This window comes from Myceligenerans pegani (assembly GCF_014892515.1).
GTDB lineage: Bacteria > Actinomycetota > Actinomycetes > Actinomycetales > Cellulomonadaceae > Myceligenerans > Myceligenerans pegani.
In genome coordinates, this window is the sequence record NZ_JADBGR010000089.1 from 19,198 (window position 1) to 35,580 (window position 16,383).

Below are 16,383 nucleotides of genomic sequence, written 5' to 3' on the forward strand. Positions count from 1 at the left end.
TGCGTCGGCTCGTCTTTGGCACCTCCATCGAGTATCGGGACGTGCCATGACGCGTCGTGAACGATGTCCGGGTCCGCGGGGCTTTTAGAGAACGGGTGCGCCGCCGTCGGCCATCTTGGCGGCGTGGGCGAGCTCCTCGCGGATCTCGCCCGCGTCCGCCAGCCCCAGCTCCACGTGGAGGCGCAGGCTTTCGTCGAGGGCCTCGCGGGCGTCGACCCATCGGCCGACGCGCGCGAGGGCCTGCGCCAGCCGACGCAGCGACCCGGCGAGCGTCAGGCGACTGCTGTCCGCTCGTTTCCGGTCGATCGCTTCGTGATAGCACTCGATCGCCCGGTTCATGTCGCCGAGGCCGGCGTGGACGAAGCCGAGCGTGTCCCAGATGGACGGTTCGACCGCCGGGGCGGGCTCCATCGCGGGGTCGGCGGTGCCACGCGCGACGTCCAGGGCCTGCTCACCGTGGGAACGAGCCGCCTCGAAGTCCCCGCTGTTCGCCAGCGACCACGCGAGGATGTTCAGGCCGTTGGCGATCAGCGCCGACCGGCCCGTCCGCCGCCGGTTGAGGAGGGACAGCTCGGCGTGGCCCACGGCCTCGTCGGCGCGTCCCCAGTCCACCAGCGCGATCGCGTACTCGTTGTGCACGAACGCGAGGCCGAGCGGGTCGTCCAGCCCGGAGTACAGCTCCGCCGTCCGCCGGAGCAGCGCCTCGGTCTCGGGGTCCTCACCCCGTTCGGTGACCGAGAGGGACGCGAGCTTGTCGGTGATCCACGCCTCCGCCCGCCGATCGCCCGCGCGGACCGCAGAGTCACGGACCGCTGCCAGGACGCGACGCCAGTCACGCGACGGCTCACCGAAGTTACGGAAGTGCGCGTCCGCGACGAAGATCAGGGACAGGCTCTCGGAATACAGACCGTGTGCACGCGCCGTCTCGATCATGGGGATCAGGACATGCCACTCGTGGTGGAACCATGCGGGCGGCTCGACACCGGGGGCCTCGACGTCACCCGGTACGGCGACGAAGTCCGGGACCTGCCTCTCCGGCCACGCCTTCCCGTACAGGGCCAGTGCCACGCCGATGTGCCACTCCACGGTCCGCCGGATCGCCGTGCCCCGCCCCGGCTCCGGCTCGTCCTCCTGTGCCCGCTCCCGCGCGTACTCCGCCACGAGGTCGTGCATCGCGTACCGCCCGGGCACGTGCTCGGCCACCAGGTTCACCCGCACCAGCTCGGCCATCGCCCGCCGCGCCGCGTCCTCGGAGTCCCCGAGGAGCGGCACCGTGGCCTCCGCCGAGATGTCCGGTCCCGGGTGGATCCCGAGGAGCCGGAACATGCGTGCGGCCCGCGGCGACAACGCCCGGTACGACGTCGCGAACACGCTGCGGACGTCGGCCGCCGCATCGTCCTCGCCCAGCGTGTCCAGCCTCGCTCCGCCGTCGCCCAGCTCGGCGGCGACCGCGGACATCGGGAACGTCGGCCGGGCCAGCACCCGGGCCGCGGCGATGACGATCGCCAGCGGCAGGCCCGCGCACCGCTCCACGATCCGGAGCGCCGCGTCCCGCTCGGCCGCGCTCCGCTCGCCGCCGACGCGCGCGGCGAGCAGGTCGAGGCCCTCGGACGCCGTCAGGGCACCCAGGGAGATCCGCCGCGTTCCTTCCGCGTCGGCGAGGCCGGTCAGGGACGTGCGGCTGGTGACCACGCAGACGGTCGAGCCCGATCCGGGCAGCAGCGGCCGCACCTGGTTCGCGTCGCGCGCGTTGTCCAGGACGACGAGCATCCGTCGCCCGGCGACGATGCCGCGGTACCGCGCGAGCTGGGCGTCCTCGGATGCCGGGATGCGCCCCTTGGCGACGCCCAGCGCTTCCAGGAACACCCGCGCCACCGTACCGGCCGGCACCGGGGCCGACGCCGCGTCGAAACCCCGCAGGTTCGCGTAGAGCTGGCCGTCGGGGAACTGGCCGGCCACCCGGTGGGCCCAGTGCAGCGCCGTCGTCGTCTTGCCGACGCCGCCGGGGCCGTCCAGCACCGCGACCCGCGGCGCGGGCCCACGGCCGCCCAGCATGGCGTCGAGCGTCGCCAAGGCCTCCTCGCGCCCGCTGAACGCCATGGTGCCCAGCGGTAGCTGGCGCGGGATCCAGCTCGCGGGCTCGGCCGCGGGAGAGATCTCCCGGTGCAGGCGGCGGATCGCTTCGCCGGGGCCGATGCCCAGCTCGTCCGAGAGCGTCTGGTCGAGCCGCAGGTACGCGTCGAGCGCCTCGTCGCGCCGTCCGGCCCGGACCAGCGCGGTCATGAGCTGGCCCCAGAAGCGCTCCTGCAGCGGGTGCTCCGCCGTCAGCTCCCGAAGCTCCGCGACCAGGTCGGCGCCGGGCCTGCCGTCGGCGCCCGGCCGGGCCAGGTCGATCTCGATCCTGCGGGCGAGCGCCGCCAGATGCTGCTCGCCCAGCCGTGGTCCGTCGACCGTGCGCAGCACCGCGGAGTCGACGCCGTCGAACGGGGCACCGCGCCACAGGGCCAGGGCGTCGACGAGCCGCCGCCGCTCGGCGTCCGGGCCGTCCCCGGTCCGGACGTCGAGGAGCGCGCCGAACCGGGCGACGTCGACACGCTCGGTCGCCAGGGCGAGCCGGTAACCGCCCGGGGCCGTCTCGACGGTTCCGTCGCCCAGGGCGACCCGGAGCCTGCGCACCAGGACCTGGAGCGATCGCTGCGGGGACGCGGGCAGCCCTTCGCCCCACACGACGTCGACCAGGCGTCCGGTGGTCACCGGGCGGCCCGCACCGACGGCGAGCGCCGCCAGCAGGGACCGGAGGCGGCCGGGCAGGAGCACCGCCGTGCCGTCCACCGTGACGGTGAACGGCCCCAGCACGGCGACCGTCACCACGGGTCCGTCCATCCGCACCTCGTCTCGCCCTGTTGTCTCACCTGTGTTGTCTCACCTGTGTCGTCTCACGGCGCCGTCTCGCCGTGTCGTGCCCACGGGAGGCCATCCTGCCGGGTCGGCGCCACGGCTGAAAGCGCTTTGAAACCGGTGCGTCCTGGAATGTGCGGCAACGCCGAGATCCGGCGTCCGACAAGTGCGCGTGCGCGGGAGGTTGCGATGCTGCGAATCCACTTCACCTCGGACGACCTGGTGCGCGTCCGGATCGCTCACGAGCCGGATCCCCTGTGGGAGACGAGGCTCAGCGCGCAGCAGCTCAACCTGGCGGGCGGTCCGCCGGTCTTCCGGGAGTGGCGCTCGCGGGTGTTGCTCGCGCTGTCCGCGGAGGCCCGCGCCTACCTGCGGCTCACGCCGCCGCGGGGCCGGACGCGCGGCCTGCCGCCCGCGGCCCGGGGGCGGCAGGCCTTCCAGGCTTACCACGACCAGGCGATAGCGCCGTACTGGACGGCGCTGCGCCGCGACGTCGACATCGAGATCGCGGCCCGGGTGCGGACGCTGACCAGCGGGGGCACGGCGGCGCTCCTGGCGTCGGTGCACCCGTCCGTCACCTGGCGGGAGCCGGTGCTGAGCGTCGCGACCGGAGTGGACCGTGACGTGCGTCTGGACGGCCGCGGGCTGACCTTCCAGCCGGCCTTCTTCTGCTGGCGTGCGCCCGTCTGGCCGGCCGACCCGGATCCCGCACCCGTGCTCGTGTACCCCGTCCCGCACCGGGCATCCTGGCTGCGGCCGCCCGGGGTGGGCAAGCACGAGCGCGTGCTTGCCGCGCTGCTCGGCAGGACGCGCGCGGCCGCGTTGGCCGCCCTGACCCACGGCGGCGCGAGCACGATCGAGCTGGCCCGGCACATCGGCGTCTCCTCGCCCTCGGCCTCCGAGCACGTGTCGGTGCTGCGCGCCGCCGGTCTGGTCGTGTCGCGGCGTGAACGGAACAGCATGTGGCACATCCTGACGCCGCTCGGCCGGGCCGTGCTCGACGGAGGCAGGGTCGTGCTGCCGGTCGCCGATCCGGCTGGTCAGCGTGTCGCGTCGTCGCCGGCCAACTCGATCGCGTAGTCCAGCAGCAGCTCGTGCACGGCGAACCGGCCCGGGGCCGGTTCGGTCAGCAGGCTCGCTCGTTCGAGCTCGGCGACGGCGGCGCGGGCACGGCGCTCGGGGAGCGCGGCCAGGCCGGCCACGCTCGGGACGGTGACGTGCGGTCCCGGGTGCAGGGCAAGCAGCCGGAACACCCGGGCGGCGTCCGCGCCCAGCGCCCGGTACGACCACGAGAAGACGGAGCGGGCGGCCCGGTCGCCGTCGGCGGACAGGGCGTCGATGCGCGAACCGTGCCGCAGCTCACCGACCAGGTCCGCGAGCCGAGCGCCGGGCCGCGCGGCCGCGCGCTCCGCAACGATCGCGTGGGCCAGGGGGAGGCCACCGCACAGCGCCAGCAGCTCGTCCACGGCCGCCGGCTCCGCCGTCAGGCGAGCCGTGCCGAGCCGGGCCACGAGGATCTCCCGGGCCTCGGGCGACGTGAGGGTACGCAGGGTGGCGCGTGTCGCGCCCTCCATCGCGACCAGACCGCCGAGCCGGTTCCGGCTCGTGACGACCACGACGCAGTGCCGCCCGCCCGGCAGCAGTGGCCGCACCTGCTCGACGGACCGCGCGTTGTCCAGGACGACCAGGACCCGGCGATCCGCGAGCACGGAGCGGTACAGCGCGGTCTGCGCCTCGGCATCGGCGGGAATCCGGCCGGGCGGGACCCGGAAGGCGTCGAGGAACCGGCGGACCGCGGCCTCCGGGGCCAGCGGCGTGTTCGCGGGGGAGAACCCACGTAGGTCCACGTACAGGCTGCCGTCGGGAAAGCGGCTGGTCACGCGGTGCGCCCAGTGCAGCACCGTCGTCGTCTTGCCGATTCCTGCGGGGCCGTCGACGACCGCGATCCGGGCAGCGCGGGGGGCGGTGCGCGGGTCCAGCAGGGCATCCAGCGCGGCCAGGACATCGGCGCGGCCACCGAACGGGCTGTCCGCCGGCGGGAGCGTGCTGGGCGGACCGGTCGTCGCGAGACGGGGCTCGTTCGCGCCGTCCGCCTCGTCCGCGTCGTCCGCGAGGAGCCGCCGGTGCACCGCCTGCGCCTCCTCGCCCGGCCGGGCGCCGAGTTCCTCGCGCAGCACGCGGTACAGGTCCCGGTAGGCGGCGAGCGCGTCGGCACGTCGGCCGGTGCGGTCGAGCACTGCCATGAGGCGCACCCACAGGCTCTCGCGCAGAGGGTGGGCGCCCACGAGGTCGCGCAGGTCGGCGGCCAGGCCGCCGGGCTCAGGGACATGCCCCGCGAGCGCGATGTCCGCGCACCGTTCGACGGCGTGGAGCACGAGCTCCAGCAACCGTGGGCGGTCCACCGCGAGCAGCAGGTCGGAGTCGACCGCCTCGAAGGGCGAGCCACCCCAGTGCCTGAGCGCCACCCGGAGGAGCCGGTACTCCTCGGTCGAGTCCGGTGCGGCGCGGCTACGTGCCAGGGTCGACTCGAACCGGTGGAGATCGACGGCTTCGGGCGGGACGTCGAGCTGGTAGCCGTGGGCGGTCGTGCGGATGGCGCCGGCGCCCAGCACCGCCCGCAGCCGGGCCACCAGGACCTGGACCGCCTTGCGGGTGTCCGCCGGGCGCCCGCCGCCCCACACCGCGGCTGCGATGCGCCCGGCCGGCACGGGGCGACCGACGTCCAGGGCGAGCACGGCGAGCAGCGTGCGCAGCCGGGAGCTCAGTGCCACCGGCGAGCCGCCGACCGTCACCGCGAACGGTCCGAGCAGGTGTACCGACACGGTTCCCGTGTTGCTCGCGCCTGACCTGTCCACCCGCCCAGTATGGGGCGCCGGGCTCGCGCGAGCCTCGAAGGTCGTGGGCCTGGGGCCATCATGACCGCGATGGAGGTGAGCATGGCGATCGGGGCCGTCACCGCACGACAAGTCCGAGGGACATCCAGCGGGCCCGCCGTTCCGCAGGATTTCAGTCCAGGCAGAACTCGTTGCCCTCGGGATCCTGCATGACGATGAACCCGATGCTCAGGGGCGGGTCCGGCTCGAAGCGCTTCAGGCGGGTCGCGCCCAGGGCGATCAGGCGGTCGCACTCCTTCTCCAGCGCGGCCATGCGCTCGTCGCCGCTGAGGTCCGACGCCGTGCGCACGTCGAGGTGGACGCGGTTCTTCGCGACCTTGTCCTCGGGGACCTGCTGGAAGAACAGGCGCGGGCCGTTCCCGTCCGGGTCCTCGAGGGCGTTGGAGCTGTTGCGCTGTTCCACGGGGACTCCGCTGCGTTCGAGGAACTCGTCCCACGCGGCGAGGGGGTCGGCCCCGGGCTCCGGCTCGACGCCGGGCGGGAACGGGTGGACGTAGCCGAGCAGCTCCCGCCAGAACGTCGACAGGGCTCTCGGGTCGTGGGCGTCGAAGGTGATCTGGACGGTGCGGCTCATCGCTGCACTCCTTCCGTGGTCGTGGTGGCGCTCGGGGCGGGAACGGCGGTGCCGGCGTCCGAGCCCAGGACCGGGCTCGGCTGCGACGGCGAGTGACTGTGCAGGTAGAGGTCGCGCAGCAGGCACACCTCAGACAGGTGGTGGATCAGTTCGCGGTTGATGTGCAGGACGAGCTCGGTCATCGGCGCGTCCGGATAGGGCTCGGCGGGCCCGACGGGGCGTGCCAGCCCATCGTCGTCGAGCCCGCGGACCCCGGCGAGCCAGACGGCGATCTGCTCGTCGAGCTGGTCGAGCGCGCCGGCGGCGTCCCCGGCGTACTCCCAGGACTCGTACGACGCCGCGGGCGCGCCGAAGTGCGCGGCGTTCCGGACCGCGAGGCAGCCGACGATCACGTGACCGAGCCGCCACGCGATCGTCGTCAGCGGCGCCGGCGTGGGCTCGGGGAACGCGAAGTCGATGGTGAAGTCCCCGGATCCGGCCTGGACCGGCGCGGTGGACGTGCCGCGCGGACGGACGCTCCAGGTGTCGGGGACCGGCTCCCAGAGGTACTCGTCGTCGGTGAGCGGCTCGTGGCGGCCGGGCAGTCCCCGGAGCCGGGGGCGCAGGTGGTGCTGCCAGTGCCAGTCGAGCTGGTCGGACAGCATCCGTGACAGGGTGCGATCCGCTCCGGGAGCGGTGGCGTCGTCGTCGTTCATGGATCCAGGCTGGCAGCCCGTGCGGACAGGATCTGTCCGCAGTGTCTGCCAGACTGCCGACGTGGACGACGCACTCGAGGAGCCCGGCCCGATCGCGGACGACGCCGGGCGCGAGGCCGTACCCGACGACGGCCGGGGCACGACCGAGCGCGTCCTGACCCTGCTCGGGCTGCTCCAGCGGCGGCGTGTCTGGACCGGCCCGGAGCTCGCGGCACGGATGCGGGTGACGACCAGGACGGTCCGGCGCGACGTCGACCGGCTGCGCGCCCTCGGATATCCCGTGCACTCGAACCACGGCGCCGGTGGCGGGTACCAGCTCGGCGCCGGGCAGACGCTCCCGCCGCTGCTGCTCGACGACGAGGAGGTGATCGCGGTCGCCGCGGCGCTGCTGGCCGGCGCCGGCGACGCGGGCACCGGGGGAGAGGCGGCGCTGCGGACCCTGACCAAGCTCGACCAGGTGCTGCCGGCACGGCTGCGCGGCGACGTACGCGCGCTGGCGGCGTCGGTCGAGTCGTTCGGACGGGAGCGGCTCCCGGCGGACCCGGACGTGCTGATGGAGGTCGCCCAGGCCTGCCGCGACGGCGTCGAGCTCGGCTTCGACTACCGCACCCGGGCCGGCGCCGCGGGGCGACGCCGGGTCGAGCCCTATCGCCTCGTCGCCTCCGAGCGGCGCTGGTACCTGCTCGCCTTCGACCGTGACCGGGACGACTGGCGCACCTTCCGGCTGGACCGGATGTCCGATGTCCGCGCCCGCACCTGGCGGTTCACGCCCCGGCCCGTGCCCACGCGGGCGGCCGCCTACGTCCAGGAGTCGGTCGCCGATCGCGTGTATCCGCGCCACGCGCGATTCCTCGTGCGCGCGACGGCGGACGTGGTCGGGGCGCAGGTGCCGCCCTCGGCCGCCGTCGTCGTCCCCCGGGACGAGGCGACCTGCGAGATCCGCGCGGGCGGGCACGACCTGGACCTGCTGCTCCTGCACGTCACCCTGCTGGGGCACGAGTTCGAGGTGCTGGAGCCCGCGGAACTCGCGGAACGCTGCGAGGTCATGGCGGCCCGCCTCCGTTCGGCGGCCGGCCGCGCTGCCGGCGACGACAGCTGAGTCAGCGCGTCGTGTGGGCGCCGCCGTTGACGTGCAGGGTCTGGCCCGTGACGTGGCGGGCGCCCGGCGAGGCGAGGAACCAGGCCAGGCCCGCGACGTCGGCGGGCGCACCGGCGCGCTTGTCGTGGGTGGCGGCGACCAGGCGCTCGCGGCGCTCGTCGGAGAGCCGGCCGCGGAAGTAGTCGGTCCCGTCGACGAAGCCCGGCGCGATGCAGTTGGCGGTGATCCCGCGCGGCCCGACGCGTGCGGACAGCCCGGCCGTCCATGCCTGGACGGCGGCCTTCGCGACGCCGTACGAGGAGCCGGCGTACTCCGCGCCGATCGAGCCGACGGTGATGATCGAGCCGCCCTCGGGCATCTCCGGGAGCGTGGCCTCCACGGTGAGCATCGTGCCGATCAGGTTGGCGTCGAGATTGGCGCGCCAGGCGTCGGCGGTGTCGGCGAGGCGTCGCGCGAGGGGTGCTGGGGCCGCGTCGTCGGCGGTTGTGGCGGCAGGGTCGGCGGCGGCGCGGTCGAAGTCGGTGTTGCCGCCCGCCATCCCGACGACGACGTCGACGGGGCGGCCGAGGCCCGCGACGAGGTCGGCGACGTCGTCGGGCCGGGCGATGTCGCACCGTACCTGCCGGGCTCCGGTGGCCTCGGCGGCGCGTGCGAGCCGGCCGGCGTCGCGGCCGGTGATGAGGACGTCGTCTCCTGCTGCGACGAACCTGGCGGCGACGGCGCTGCCGAGGCCACCGGAGCCGCCGGTGACGAGGACGAGACGGGGCATGGGGCGATCCCTCCTGTATGTTTAGATCTAAACGTAGACCCTACAGGAGGCCGCGCATGACGGAGTACCCGCTGGACGGCACGGGATCCGTCCCCGCCGCCGACATCGCCACGGCGTGGGACCGCGAGCTGCCGGGCGTGGCGACCTCGTCGATCGGCGTGATCACGCCGCTGTGGCGGGTGGCGAAGGCCCTCGCCGACGAGCGCCGCCGCACCCTCCACCGCCTCGGGGTCGACCCCGCGACGCTCGACCTGCTCAGCACCCTGCGCCGCGCCGGCGAGCCGTGGACGCTCACCACCCGCGAGCTGGCGGAGCGTTGCCTCGTGACGGCGGGCGCGATCTCGCAGCGCGTGGCGCGGGCCGAGCGGGACGGGCTGGTGACGCGGACGCCGTCGCCGGTCTCACGGCGAGCGGTCGCGGTGACGCCGACGGACCGGGGGCACGAGGTCGTCGAGCGGACGGTGCGGGGTCTGCTCGCTCATGAGGAGGCGCTCGTGGCGGACCTGACGGCGGGGGAGCGGCGGGCGCTGGGCGACCTGCTGGAGCGACTGGCCGGGAGCGTCCGGAACGCGGGAGAGCCGGGCTGACTGCCTCGGGCCGGCCATCCGACGGCGGGTCGCCCCTCCGACTGCGAGCCGACCGTCAGGCGGCGTGCCGACCTTGCAGCGGCGTGCAGATCATCAGACGGCGGGCCGGTCCTGACCGGCCGAGGGTGCGGCCTCACCGCGACGTGGTGAAAGAGATCCATGTGTCGGGTGACAGGTCCGGCCTGCCCGGGACCGAGCGGCGCTCCTCGGTCCACGCGTCTCCCGCGGCGTCCGTGGCGACCGCGCGCCAGAAGTGGACGGCCGGCGTGTTGGTGTCCTGGAAGGCGATCTCCCAGGGTCCTGGGAAGAGCGCGAGGACCTCGGCGGCGAACCGTCGTCCGACGCCGGACCGGCGGGCGCCGCGGACGACGAAGAACGAGTTCAGTACGCGGGTCGGCGCCGTGGTGTCGCGGACCAGCGCGAATCCGACGGGCCGGGGTCCGCCTGCGTGACCCCCGGGACCGTCGGCCCGTGGTGTCGCGCGAGCCAGGACGGCGAGCCGGCCGGGATCGGTGAGGGCGGCGTCGAGGCGCTCGCGGCGGAAGGTTCCGTCGGGATTCGGCAAGGTCCCCGTGAGCCCGGACATCTCGTGCCGGAACAGGAGCCAGAGGCGTTCGAGGAGGACGGCGTCCTCCGGCGTCGCCGGTCGCGTCGTGAGGGAGCCGGTCAGATCTGTGGTCATACACAAGAGCCTCGAGCGCCGGCCGGCGCACGAGGCTGACGACATCATCGCACGAATCGGTCTTCGCAGGGTATCGACCATCCGACGGCGGGCGCGCCGGGGCCGCGTGGCCACCGGTCGGCGTGGGCGCCGGCCGCCTCGTTGCGCGACGGCGCTGGCTTCTGATTCAATGAGTCAAGTCATTGATTCATTGGAGGGTTCTCGTGGCTGTTGGTCTCGGACTGTTCGTCGTTCTCGGGCTCGTCGTGCTGCCCGTGCTCGTCACGATGCTGGCCGTCGTGCTCGTGCGCCGCCTCGGAGGTGACAACGGGGCGGGATGGGACCCACCGGAGTCCGCCGTCCGTGCGCGCCGGCACGAACTGCTCATCGCGTCGGCGTCGGCGCTGGGGGCGGTGGTCTGCGCCGGGGTCGTGCTGAGCCTTCCGGTGACCGGAACGGGCCGGGGCGCCCTGGCGCCGGGCGTTCCCGGGTTCGCCCAGGCGGTGGGGCCGTTCGCCGCCGTCGTCGTGTTCTGCGCCGTGCGCGCGGTCGGCGAGCTGACGTGGCCGCGCCCGACCGGAACCGTGCGCACCGCACCGCTCGTGCGGCGCACCGTCCGGTCCCTGGGCGGGGCCCGCCTGGGCCGGCTCCTCGCGACCGCGCTGGTCCTGGTCATCGCCCTCGTCGTGTTCGGGCTCGTCGCCGGCGAGGGCGGCCGCCAGTTCGACCACCCGCCGGTCACCTCGCCGGACGGCTGGGTGTCGGAGTCGTCCCGGGGGCCGTTCCCCGGCTGGCCCTACGGCGGGCCGCTGCTCGCCGGGCTCGTCGTCGCCCTGCTCGCCACGATCGGCACCCTCCGGCTCATCGCCCGCCGGTCGCCGCTGGCGGGCGTCCCCGGCGAGCACGACGCGGCGGTCCGCGCCACCAGCGCGGCACGCCTGCTGGGCGGCGTGCAACTCCTCACCGGCGGGACGCTGGGCATCACGCTGTGGATCGCGGGTCACGCGCTCCGCCCCGGCGGCGAGCTCCCTGCCGGGGCGCCGGGGGCGTGGCTGTCGGGCGTCGGCGTCGTCCTGATGGTCGCCGGCGTCGCGATCGGCGTCGCGTCCGGGATCTCCGGGCTCCTCACCGCGATGCCGCGACGCCCGGCCGGCGCGCAGGCTCCGGCCGCCCGCCTGACAGGGGGCGTCCGGGCGTGACGGAGACCGACAGGCAGGGGCTGGAGGCGGCGCCGGACACGACCGGCCCGCAGCCGGCCGGACCCGCACACCCCGGACCGCGAGCCGCGGCGCCGGGACCGACCGAGCTCCGCGTCGACCTGTCCTCCCCGGTCCCGGTCTACGAGCAGATCCGCTCCCAGGTCGTGGGACTGGTCGCGGTCGGGGCGCTCGGCGCGGGGGACCGGCTGCCGGCCTCCCGGGACCTCGCGCGCGACCTCGGGATCGCGGTCGGTACGGTGCAGCGCGCCTACCGCGAGCTGGAGGCGGGGGGAACCGTCGTGAGCCGGCGCCGGGTCGGAACCGTGATCGCTCCCGCGGGGCTCCGCGGTGCGGCGCCCGAGGCCGGCACCGCGTCGTCGGGCGGCGAGGACCTTCTCGCCCGCACCCGCGACCTGGTCCGCCGGGCCCGCGCGGAAGGGCTGGGGGACGAGGCCGTCCTCGACATGGTGCGGGGTGCGCTCCGCACGGAGCGCACCTGAGCGGACGCGACGCCGGCCGAGGTCACGCCGGGAACGAGTCCCGCACCTCGTCCTCGCCGTCGCCGTCCGCGTCGACCGTGATCGACTCGACGCCGCCCGCCACGTCGCGCACGAGGTCGGGCCGCCCGTCGCCGCTGGTGTCGTACATCTCGAGGTCAGGTACGCCGTCGCCGTCGTAGTCCTCGAACTGGGCGTCGACCGCGCCGTCGCCGGTGGTGTCGGCGGTCTCGACGTCGGGTATGCCGTCGCCGTCGAGATCGAACACGCCAGGCCGGTCGGAAAAGAACTCGGACACGGGTCACTCCTCGTCTCGCAGTTACCCGAACGCTACCCGCCGGGTTCGCCTACCCGCCCCATTTCTGGCAGGGATCGCGATTGTCCGGTTCACTGACGTCGTGGACCTTCGCCTCCCGCCGCATCGGGCACGCACGCCGCGTGCCTCGGCGGTGCGACCGGTCCCGCTCGGCGAGCCCGGCCATCCGGCCGCCCAGCGCGCGGAGATCAGGGCGCTGCTGCACTGGGCCCGGTCCCGGGAAGCCGTCGCGGTGTGCCTCGTGACCGGCCCGCCGGAGGCGGGCAAGACGTGCCTCGCCCAGGACCTGGGCGCCCGGCTCGGCCGGCGCGGCTGGACGGTGCAACAGATCCGGAACGACGACGACGTCCGCGCGGCCACCGAACGACCCGCGCGCCGGCGCCTGCTCGTGGTCGACGACGCCGACACGCTCCCCGGGCTCCGCTCGCTCCTCCTGGCCGCGGCCCGGCAGGACCGCGGCCGCACGCGCGTCCTCCTGCTCGCCCGCCGCACGACCGTCTGGCGCGATCGCCTCGAGCATGGCACGCCCGCCGTGTGCGCCCTGATCCGCGCGTCGCCGGTCCTGGAGCTCCCCGCGCGCGAGCCGGATCCCCCCGTGCCGTCCCGGCAGCCTGCCGCCCCGCTCGCGCCGGGCCGCGGCGCGGTCCTCGCCACCGCGATGCTGCTGGGCGCTGAGAAGGGCGGCACGAGCGGCTCGGCGTCGCCGCGGGACGAGAGCGTGGTCGCCCGCGCGCTCGCCGACGACCCGCGGTTCGCCGAGCGCGTCACCACGGGCCTGTCGGCGCGACAGGCGGTCCACGCCGCCCGGCTCCTGGCGCGGATCATGTCGGCGGGCCCGCGGCACGCGTCGGCCGACGCGGTGGCCGGTGCCTACGCCCGCGTGACCGCGCAGCTGCCCGACGACGCCGACGTGCTCGAGACCTTCGCCTGCCACCCGCAGTACCTGACCGGCGCGTTCATGCGCGCACGGGTGTCGCTGGCGGGGCGCGCCGTCGTGCTGCTCGACGGCGACCGCGGACGCCAGGCCGCCGCCTACGTCGCGATGGCGGACGCCCTCAAGCACGACGGCCGGTACGCCCGGGCGCTCGAGGCGGCCGACAAGGCGCTGCGCCTGCTCGCCGGCATGCCGGCCGGCACGTCCCGCGTCGGGCTCGAGCCCGCCGTCGCCGGCGCCCGCGCGCTGCGCGGGATGCTCCTGTGGTTCCGTGGGCGGGTCGACGAGGCGCTCGACGACGGGGAGGCCGCCGTCGCCGCCTACCGCGAGCTCGCCGGCGCCCACCCCGCCCGGTACCGGCCGGCGCTCGCGAGCGCGATGATGAACGCCGGCAGCGCCCTCGCCGAGCTCGGACGGGCGCGGGAGGCGCTGGCCGCGTCGGCCGAGGGCGTCGCGCTGGCTCGGATCGTGGCCGACGACGAGCCCGCGCAGATCCGCCCGATGCTCGCCAAGGGCTTGTGGAACCTCGGGAAGCGCCACGCCGAGCTCGGCGCCGCCGACGACGCCTACCGGTGCACGCTCGAGGCCGTCGAGACGTGCCGGGAACTGGTGCGGGACGATCCGTACCGCTACAACCCGGACCTGGCCAGCGCCCTGTCCTACCTCGGGGCGCGGCTGAGCGAGCTCGGACGCCCCGCGGAGGCCGCCCGCGCGACGGCCGAGGCGCTCGAGCTGCGCCGCCGCCTCGCCGAGCAGCACGAGGGATACCTTCCGTTCGTCGCGCAGACGCTGTCCAACCTCGGCATCCTGAACGCGCAGCTCGGCCGGCGCCGGCTGGGACTGGAGCGGGAACGGGAGGCCGTCACGATCCGGCGACGGCTCGCGGCGTCCAACCCGGACCGGTACCTGCCCGAGCTCGCCGCGTCCCTGTCCAACCTCGGCGTGACCCACTCGGTCCTCGGGAACGCGACCGACGCGCTCGCGGCGGAGGACGAGGCCACCGGGATCCTGCGGGAGCTCGCGACCGAGCATCCCGAGCGGCACCTGCCCGGCCTCGTGAAATCGCTGTCGAACCTCGCCTCGCGGCTGGCGGAGAACGGTCGCACCCCGGACGCCGTCGACCCGGCGGAGGAGGCCGTCGCCGCCAGCCGGCGCCTGACCGAGCACAGCGGCCGCCAGCACCTGCCGGTCCTGGGCACGTCGCTGACGAACCTCGCGGGCACCTACGCGGACGTCGACCGGTACGACGACGCCGTCACCACCGCGCAGGAGGCCGCGGACGTCCTCGACGACCTCGCGCGGGTCCAGCCGGAGAAGTACGAACCGGAGCTCGCGCTCGCCCTGACGAACCTCGCCGTCGCACAGGCCGGCGCGGGCGACGTCGAGGCGGCCCTGACGGGAGCGCGGCGTGCGGCCGGCCTTCGCGCCCGGCTCGCCGACGAGAACCCGTCCCGGTTCCGGGAGCTCGCCGAGCGCTCCGACGACCTCGTCCGGACGCTCGAGGCGGCGCGTGGGGGCCGGCCCGACGGCCAGGTGGCCTCCTGACCGACGGAGTCACCCCGCCAGCCGGGAGACCACGCGCAGGCATCGCTCGACCAGGTCGCGCTCCGTCGTGCCCCACTTCCGCGCGGTGTGGTCGAGCTGCCCGTCCAGCCGCAGCGAGGCGAGGCCGTGCCCGACGGCCCAGAGCGCGAGGGCGAGGCCCCGCGGTTCGGGGACGGCGAGGTCGTCGACCAGGTCGGTGAGCCGCGCGAGAGCGGCGTCCCCGCTCTCGCGCACGTCCGGATGCTTGTCGGGCTCCGACAGCTCAGGACGCCACATGACCTGGAAGTGCCCCGGGCGCCGCCGGGCGAAGTCGAGGTAGCACCGCACGAGCGCGACCACCTGATCGGGGCCGTCGGTGTCCCGGGCGACGGCGGCCAGGTCGTCGGAAAGTTCCCGGAAGCCCTGCGCCGAGATGGCGGACAGCAGCGCCGCGCGGTTGACGAAGTGGTGGTACGGCGCGCCGGGGCTGACCCCCGCCTCCCGGGCGACCCGGCGGAGGCTGACCGCTCCGACGCCCTCGTTCTCCACCAGCCGCACGGAGGCGTCCAGGAGTTCGGCGCGCAGGGCGCCGTGGTGGTAGGTGGTGCGGTTCTTCTCGGGTGCGGGCACGAGTCGATCGTAGGAGTTGACGCGGGGACGGCGTCGAACTGTACAGTGATCACATTCTAATCACTGCTTAGATTGGGTGCTCATGTCCACGACGCTCGTCACCGGAGCCACGGGCTTCATCGCCGGACACGTGATCGACGACCTGCTGGCCCACGGCCACCGCGTCCGCGCCACCGTGCGGTCGCTGCGCGACCCGGCGCGCACGGCCCACCTGCGGGCTCTCGCCGACGGGATGGGCGGCGACCTCGAATTCGTCGAGGCCGACCTGCTCGACGACGCCGGCTGGGCCGCGGCGGTCGACGGCTGCGAGAACGTCCTGCACGTCGCCTCCCCGTTCCCGCCTACTCCGCCGCGCGACGCGGAGGCCCTGGTGAAACCGGCCGTCGACGGCACGATGCGGGTGCTCCGGGCGAGCGAGGCGGCCGGGGCGCGGCGCGTCGTCGTGACCTCCTCGGTCGCGGCGGTGTCGACGGGCCGGGCGCGGGGTGACGGGCGGGTCCGCGACGAGGCGGACTGGACCGATCCGGACCGGGCCGCGCCGTACGCGCGGAGCAAGACGCTCGCCGAGCGCGCCGTCTGGCGGTTCGCCGAGGAGCATCCGGGCGTCGACGTCGTGGCGATCAACCCGGGCCTCGTCCTCGGGCCGATCCAGCACGCCGCCGCGGGCACCTCGATGACCACCGTGCGCAGGCTCCTCGGGCACGAGATCCCGGCCGTTCCGGCGATCGGCTTCGCCCCGGTGGACGTGCGCGACATCGCCACGGCGCACCGGCGGGCGCTGGAGGTGCCGCGCGCGGCCGGCAACCGGTACGTCTGCGCCGGGCCGAACGTGTGGTTCGGCGAGATGGCGGAGATCCTGCGCGAGGAGTTCGGGCCGCTCGGCTACCGGGTACCCACGGCGCACATGCCGTACTGGCTGCTGTGGGTCCTCGCGCGGTTCGACCGGGAGGTGCGGCTGGGCCTCGATTTCGTGGGCAGTCCCGAACTGGTCAACTCGGCGAAGGCGGCGGCGGAGCTCGGCCTCACCCTGCGGCCCGTGCGCGAGACGCTCGTCGACACCGGGCGCAGCCTGATCGACCACGGCCTGGTCACGCCGCGCTGATCGG

The 16,383-nt window shown here is 75.0% G+C and carries 15 protein-coding genes; 7 read left to right on the forward strand and 8 right to left on the reverse strand.

Features of this window, described 5'->3' with window-relative positions; translation table 11 throughout:
• Nucleotides 1-84: 84 nt before the first annotated feature.
• Nucleotides 85-2,883, reverse strand: a complete 2,799-nt coding sequence (locus IIE03_RS14280) for an AfsR/SARP family transcriptional regulator (RefSeq protein WP_192863431.1) — start codon at nucleotides 2,881-2,883, stop codon at nucleotides 85-87.
• A 204-nt stretch (nucleotides 2,884-3,087) separates the two neighbouring features.
• Here IIE03_RS14280 and IIE03_RS14285 point away from each other — a divergent pair, with 204 nt between their 5' ends.
• Nucleotides 3,088-3,978 carry a helix-turn-helix domain-containing protein gene (locus IIE03_RS14285; RefSeq protein WP_192863432.1) on the forward strand — a complete coding sequence of 297 codons (891 nt, stop codon included), beginning with the start codon at nucleotides 3,088-3,090 and terminating at the stop codon, nucleotides 3,976-3,978.
• Here IIE03_RS14285 and IIE03_RS14290 read toward each other — a convergent pair.
• From IIE03_RS14290 to IIE03_RS14300, 3 genes are all read right to left on the reverse strand, one after another.
• The gene (locus tag IIE03_RS14290) at nucleotides 3,939-5,753 is read right to left on the reverse strand and encodes an AfsR/SARP family transcriptional regulator (RefSeq protein WP_192863433.1); all 1,815 of its coding nucleotides are present in this window, start codon (nucleotides 5,751-5,753) and stop codon (nucleotides 3,939-3,941) included. The genes IIE03_RS14285 and IIE03_RS14290 overlap by 40 nt on opposite strands.
• 151 nt (nucleotides 5,754-5,904) lie before the next feature.
• The gene (locus IIE03_RS14295; protein WP_192863434.1) at nucleotides 5,905-6,366 is read right to left on the reverse strand and encodes a VOC family protein; all 462 of its coding nucleotides are present in this window, start codon (nucleotides 6,364-6,366) and stop codon (nucleotides 5,905-5,907) included.
• Entirely contained in the window at nucleotides 6,363-7,061 is a 699-nt protein-coding gene (locus tag IIE03_RS14300) for a DinB family protein (RefSeq protein WP_192863435.1), read from the reverse strand. The genes IIE03_RS14295 and IIE03_RS14300 overlap by 4 nt, the downstream gene beginning before the upstream one ends.
• Before the next feature lie 61 nt (nucleotides 7,062-7,122).
• On the opposite strand from IIE03_RS14300, the gene IIE03_RS14305 reads away from it, so the two are divergent.
• Nucleotides 7,123-8,160 carry a helix-turn-helix transcriptional regulator gene (locus IIE03_RS14305; protein ID WP_318842984.1) on the forward strand — a complete coding sequence of 346 codons (1,038 nt, stop codon included), beginning with the start codon at nucleotides 7,123-7,125 and terminating at the stop codon, nucleotides 8,158-8,160.
• A gap of 1 nt (nucleotide 8,161) precedes the next feature.
• On the opposite strand, the gene IIE03_RS14310 is transcribed toward IIE03_RS14305, so the two are convergent.
• Nucleotides 8,162-8,929: an SDR family NAD(P)-dependent oxidoreductase gene (locus tag IIE03_RS14310; RefSeq protein ID WP_192863437.1), complete on the reverse strand. Its 768-nt coding sequence runs from the start codon at nucleotides 8,927-8,929 to the stop codon at nucleotides 8,162-8,164.
• A 56-nt stretch (nucleotides 8,930-8,985) separates the two neighbouring features.
• Between IIE03_RS14310 and IIE03_RS14315 the strand changes: the two genes are divergently transcribed.
• On the forward strand, nucleotides 8,986-9,516 hold the full coding sequence (locus IIE03_RS14315) for a MarR family winged helix-turn-helix transcriptional regulator (RefSeq protein WP_192863438.1): 531 nt from the start codon (nucleotides 8,986-8,988) through the stop codon (nucleotides 9,514-9,516).
• A gap of 133 nt (nucleotides 9,517-9,649) precedes the next feature.
• On the opposite strand, the gene IIE03_RS14320 is transcribed toward IIE03_RS14315, so the two are convergent.
• Nucleotides 9,650-10,198: a GNAT family N-acetyltransferase gene (locus tag IIE03_RS14320; protein WP_225997773.1), complete on the reverse strand. Its 549-nt coding sequence runs from the start codon at nucleotides 10,196-10,198 to the stop codon at nucleotides 9,650-9,652.
• Between the two features lie 203 nt (nucleotides 10,199-10,401).
• On the opposite strand from IIE03_RS14320, the gene IIE03_RS14325 reads away from it, so the two are divergent.
• Both IIE03_RS14325 and IIE03_RS14330 read left to right on the forward strand, forming a co-directional pair.
• Nucleotides 10,402-11,376 carry a hypothetical protein gene (locus tag IIE03_RS14325; RefSeq protein WP_192863439.1) on the forward strand — a complete coding sequence of 325 codons (975 nt, stop codon included), beginning with the start codon at nucleotides 10,402-10,404 and terminating at the stop codon, nucleotides 11,374-11,376.
• Nucleotides 11,373-11,876, forward strand: coding sequence for a GntR family transcriptional regulator (locus IIE03_RS14330; protein WP_318842985.1), 504 nt, complete (start codon nucleotides 11,373-11,375; stop codon nucleotides 11,874-11,876). The genes IIE03_RS14325 and IIE03_RS14330 overlap by 4 nt, the downstream gene beginning before the upstream one ends.
• Before the next feature lie 22 nt (nucleotides 11,877-11,898).
• Here the strand turns inward: IIE03_RS14330 and IIE03_RS14335 are convergent, their stop codons facing one another.
• Nucleotides 11,899-12,171, reverse strand: a complete 273-nt coding sequence (locus IIE03_RS14335) for a hypothetical protein (RefSeq protein WP_192863440.1) — start codon at nucleotides 12,169-12,171, stop codon at nucleotides 11,899-11,901.
• A 100-nt stretch (nucleotides 12,172-12,271) separates the two neighbouring features.
• Here IIE03_RS14335 and IIE03_RS26760 point away from each other — a divergent pair, with 100 nt between their 5' ends.
• A complete protein-coding gene (locus IIE03_RS26760; protein ID WP_192863441.1) occupies nucleotides 12,272-14,668 on the forward strand; it encodes a tetratricopeptide repeat protein in 2,397 nt (798 codons plus the stop codon).
• Between the two features lie 9 nt (nucleotides 14,669-14,677).
• Here IIE03_RS26760 and IIE03_RS14345 read toward each other — a convergent pair whose 3' ends face one another.
• A complete protein-coding gene (locus IIE03_RS14345; RefSeq protein WP_192863442.1) occupies nucleotides 14,678-15,277 on the reverse strand; it encodes a TetR/AcrR family transcriptional regulator in 600 nt (199 codons plus the stop codon).
• Nucleotides 15,278-15,359: 82 nt separating this feature from the next.
• On the opposite strand from IIE03_RS14345, the gene IIE03_RS14350 reads away from it, so the two are divergent.
• The gene (locus IIE03_RS14350; RefSeq protein WP_192863443.1) at nucleotides 15,360-16,379 is read left to right on the forward strand and encodes an NAD-dependent epimerase/dehydratase family protein; all 1,020 of its coding nucleotides are present in this window, start codon (nucleotides 15,360-15,362) and stop codon (nucleotides 16,377-16,379) included.
• Nucleotides 16,380-16,383 lie beyond the last annotated feature (4 nt).

Excerpts from the sequence above, each read along its gene's own strand:
- IIE03_RS14285 (WP_192863432.1), top strand. The coding sequence starts at position 3,088 with ATGCTGCGAATCCACTTCACCTCGGACGACCTGGTGCGCGTCCGGATC.
- IIE03_RS14300 (WP_192863435.1), bottom strand. The coding sequence starts at position 7,061 with ATGAACGACGACGACGCCACCGCTCCCGGAGCGGATCGCACCCTGTCA.
- IIE03_RS14295 (WP_192863434.1), bottom strand. The coding sequence starts at position 6,366 with ATGAGCCGCACCGTCCAGATCACCTTCGACGCCCACGACCCGAGAGCC.
- IIE03_RS14280 (WP_192863431.1), bottom strand. The coding sequence starts at position 2,883 with ATGGACGGACCCGTGGTGACGGTCGCCGTGCTGGGGCCGTTCACCGTC.
- IIE03_RS14350 (WP_192863443.1), top strand. The coding sequence starts at position 15,360 with ATGTCCACGACGCTCGTCACCGGAGCCACGGGCTTCATCGCCGGACAC.
- IIE03_RS14310 (WP_192863437.1), bottom strand. The coding sequence starts at position 8,929 with ATGCCCCGTCTCGTCCTCGTCACCGGCGGCTCCGGTGGCCTCGGCAGC.
- IIE03_RS14320 (WP_225997773.1), bottom strand. The coding sequence starts at position 10,198 with ATGACCACAGATCTGACCGGCTCCCTCACGACGCGACCGGCGACGCCG.
- IIE03_RS14315 (WP_192863438.1), top strand. The coding sequence starts at position 8,986 with ATGACGGAGTACCCGCTGGACGGCACGGGATCCGTCCCCGCCGCCGAC.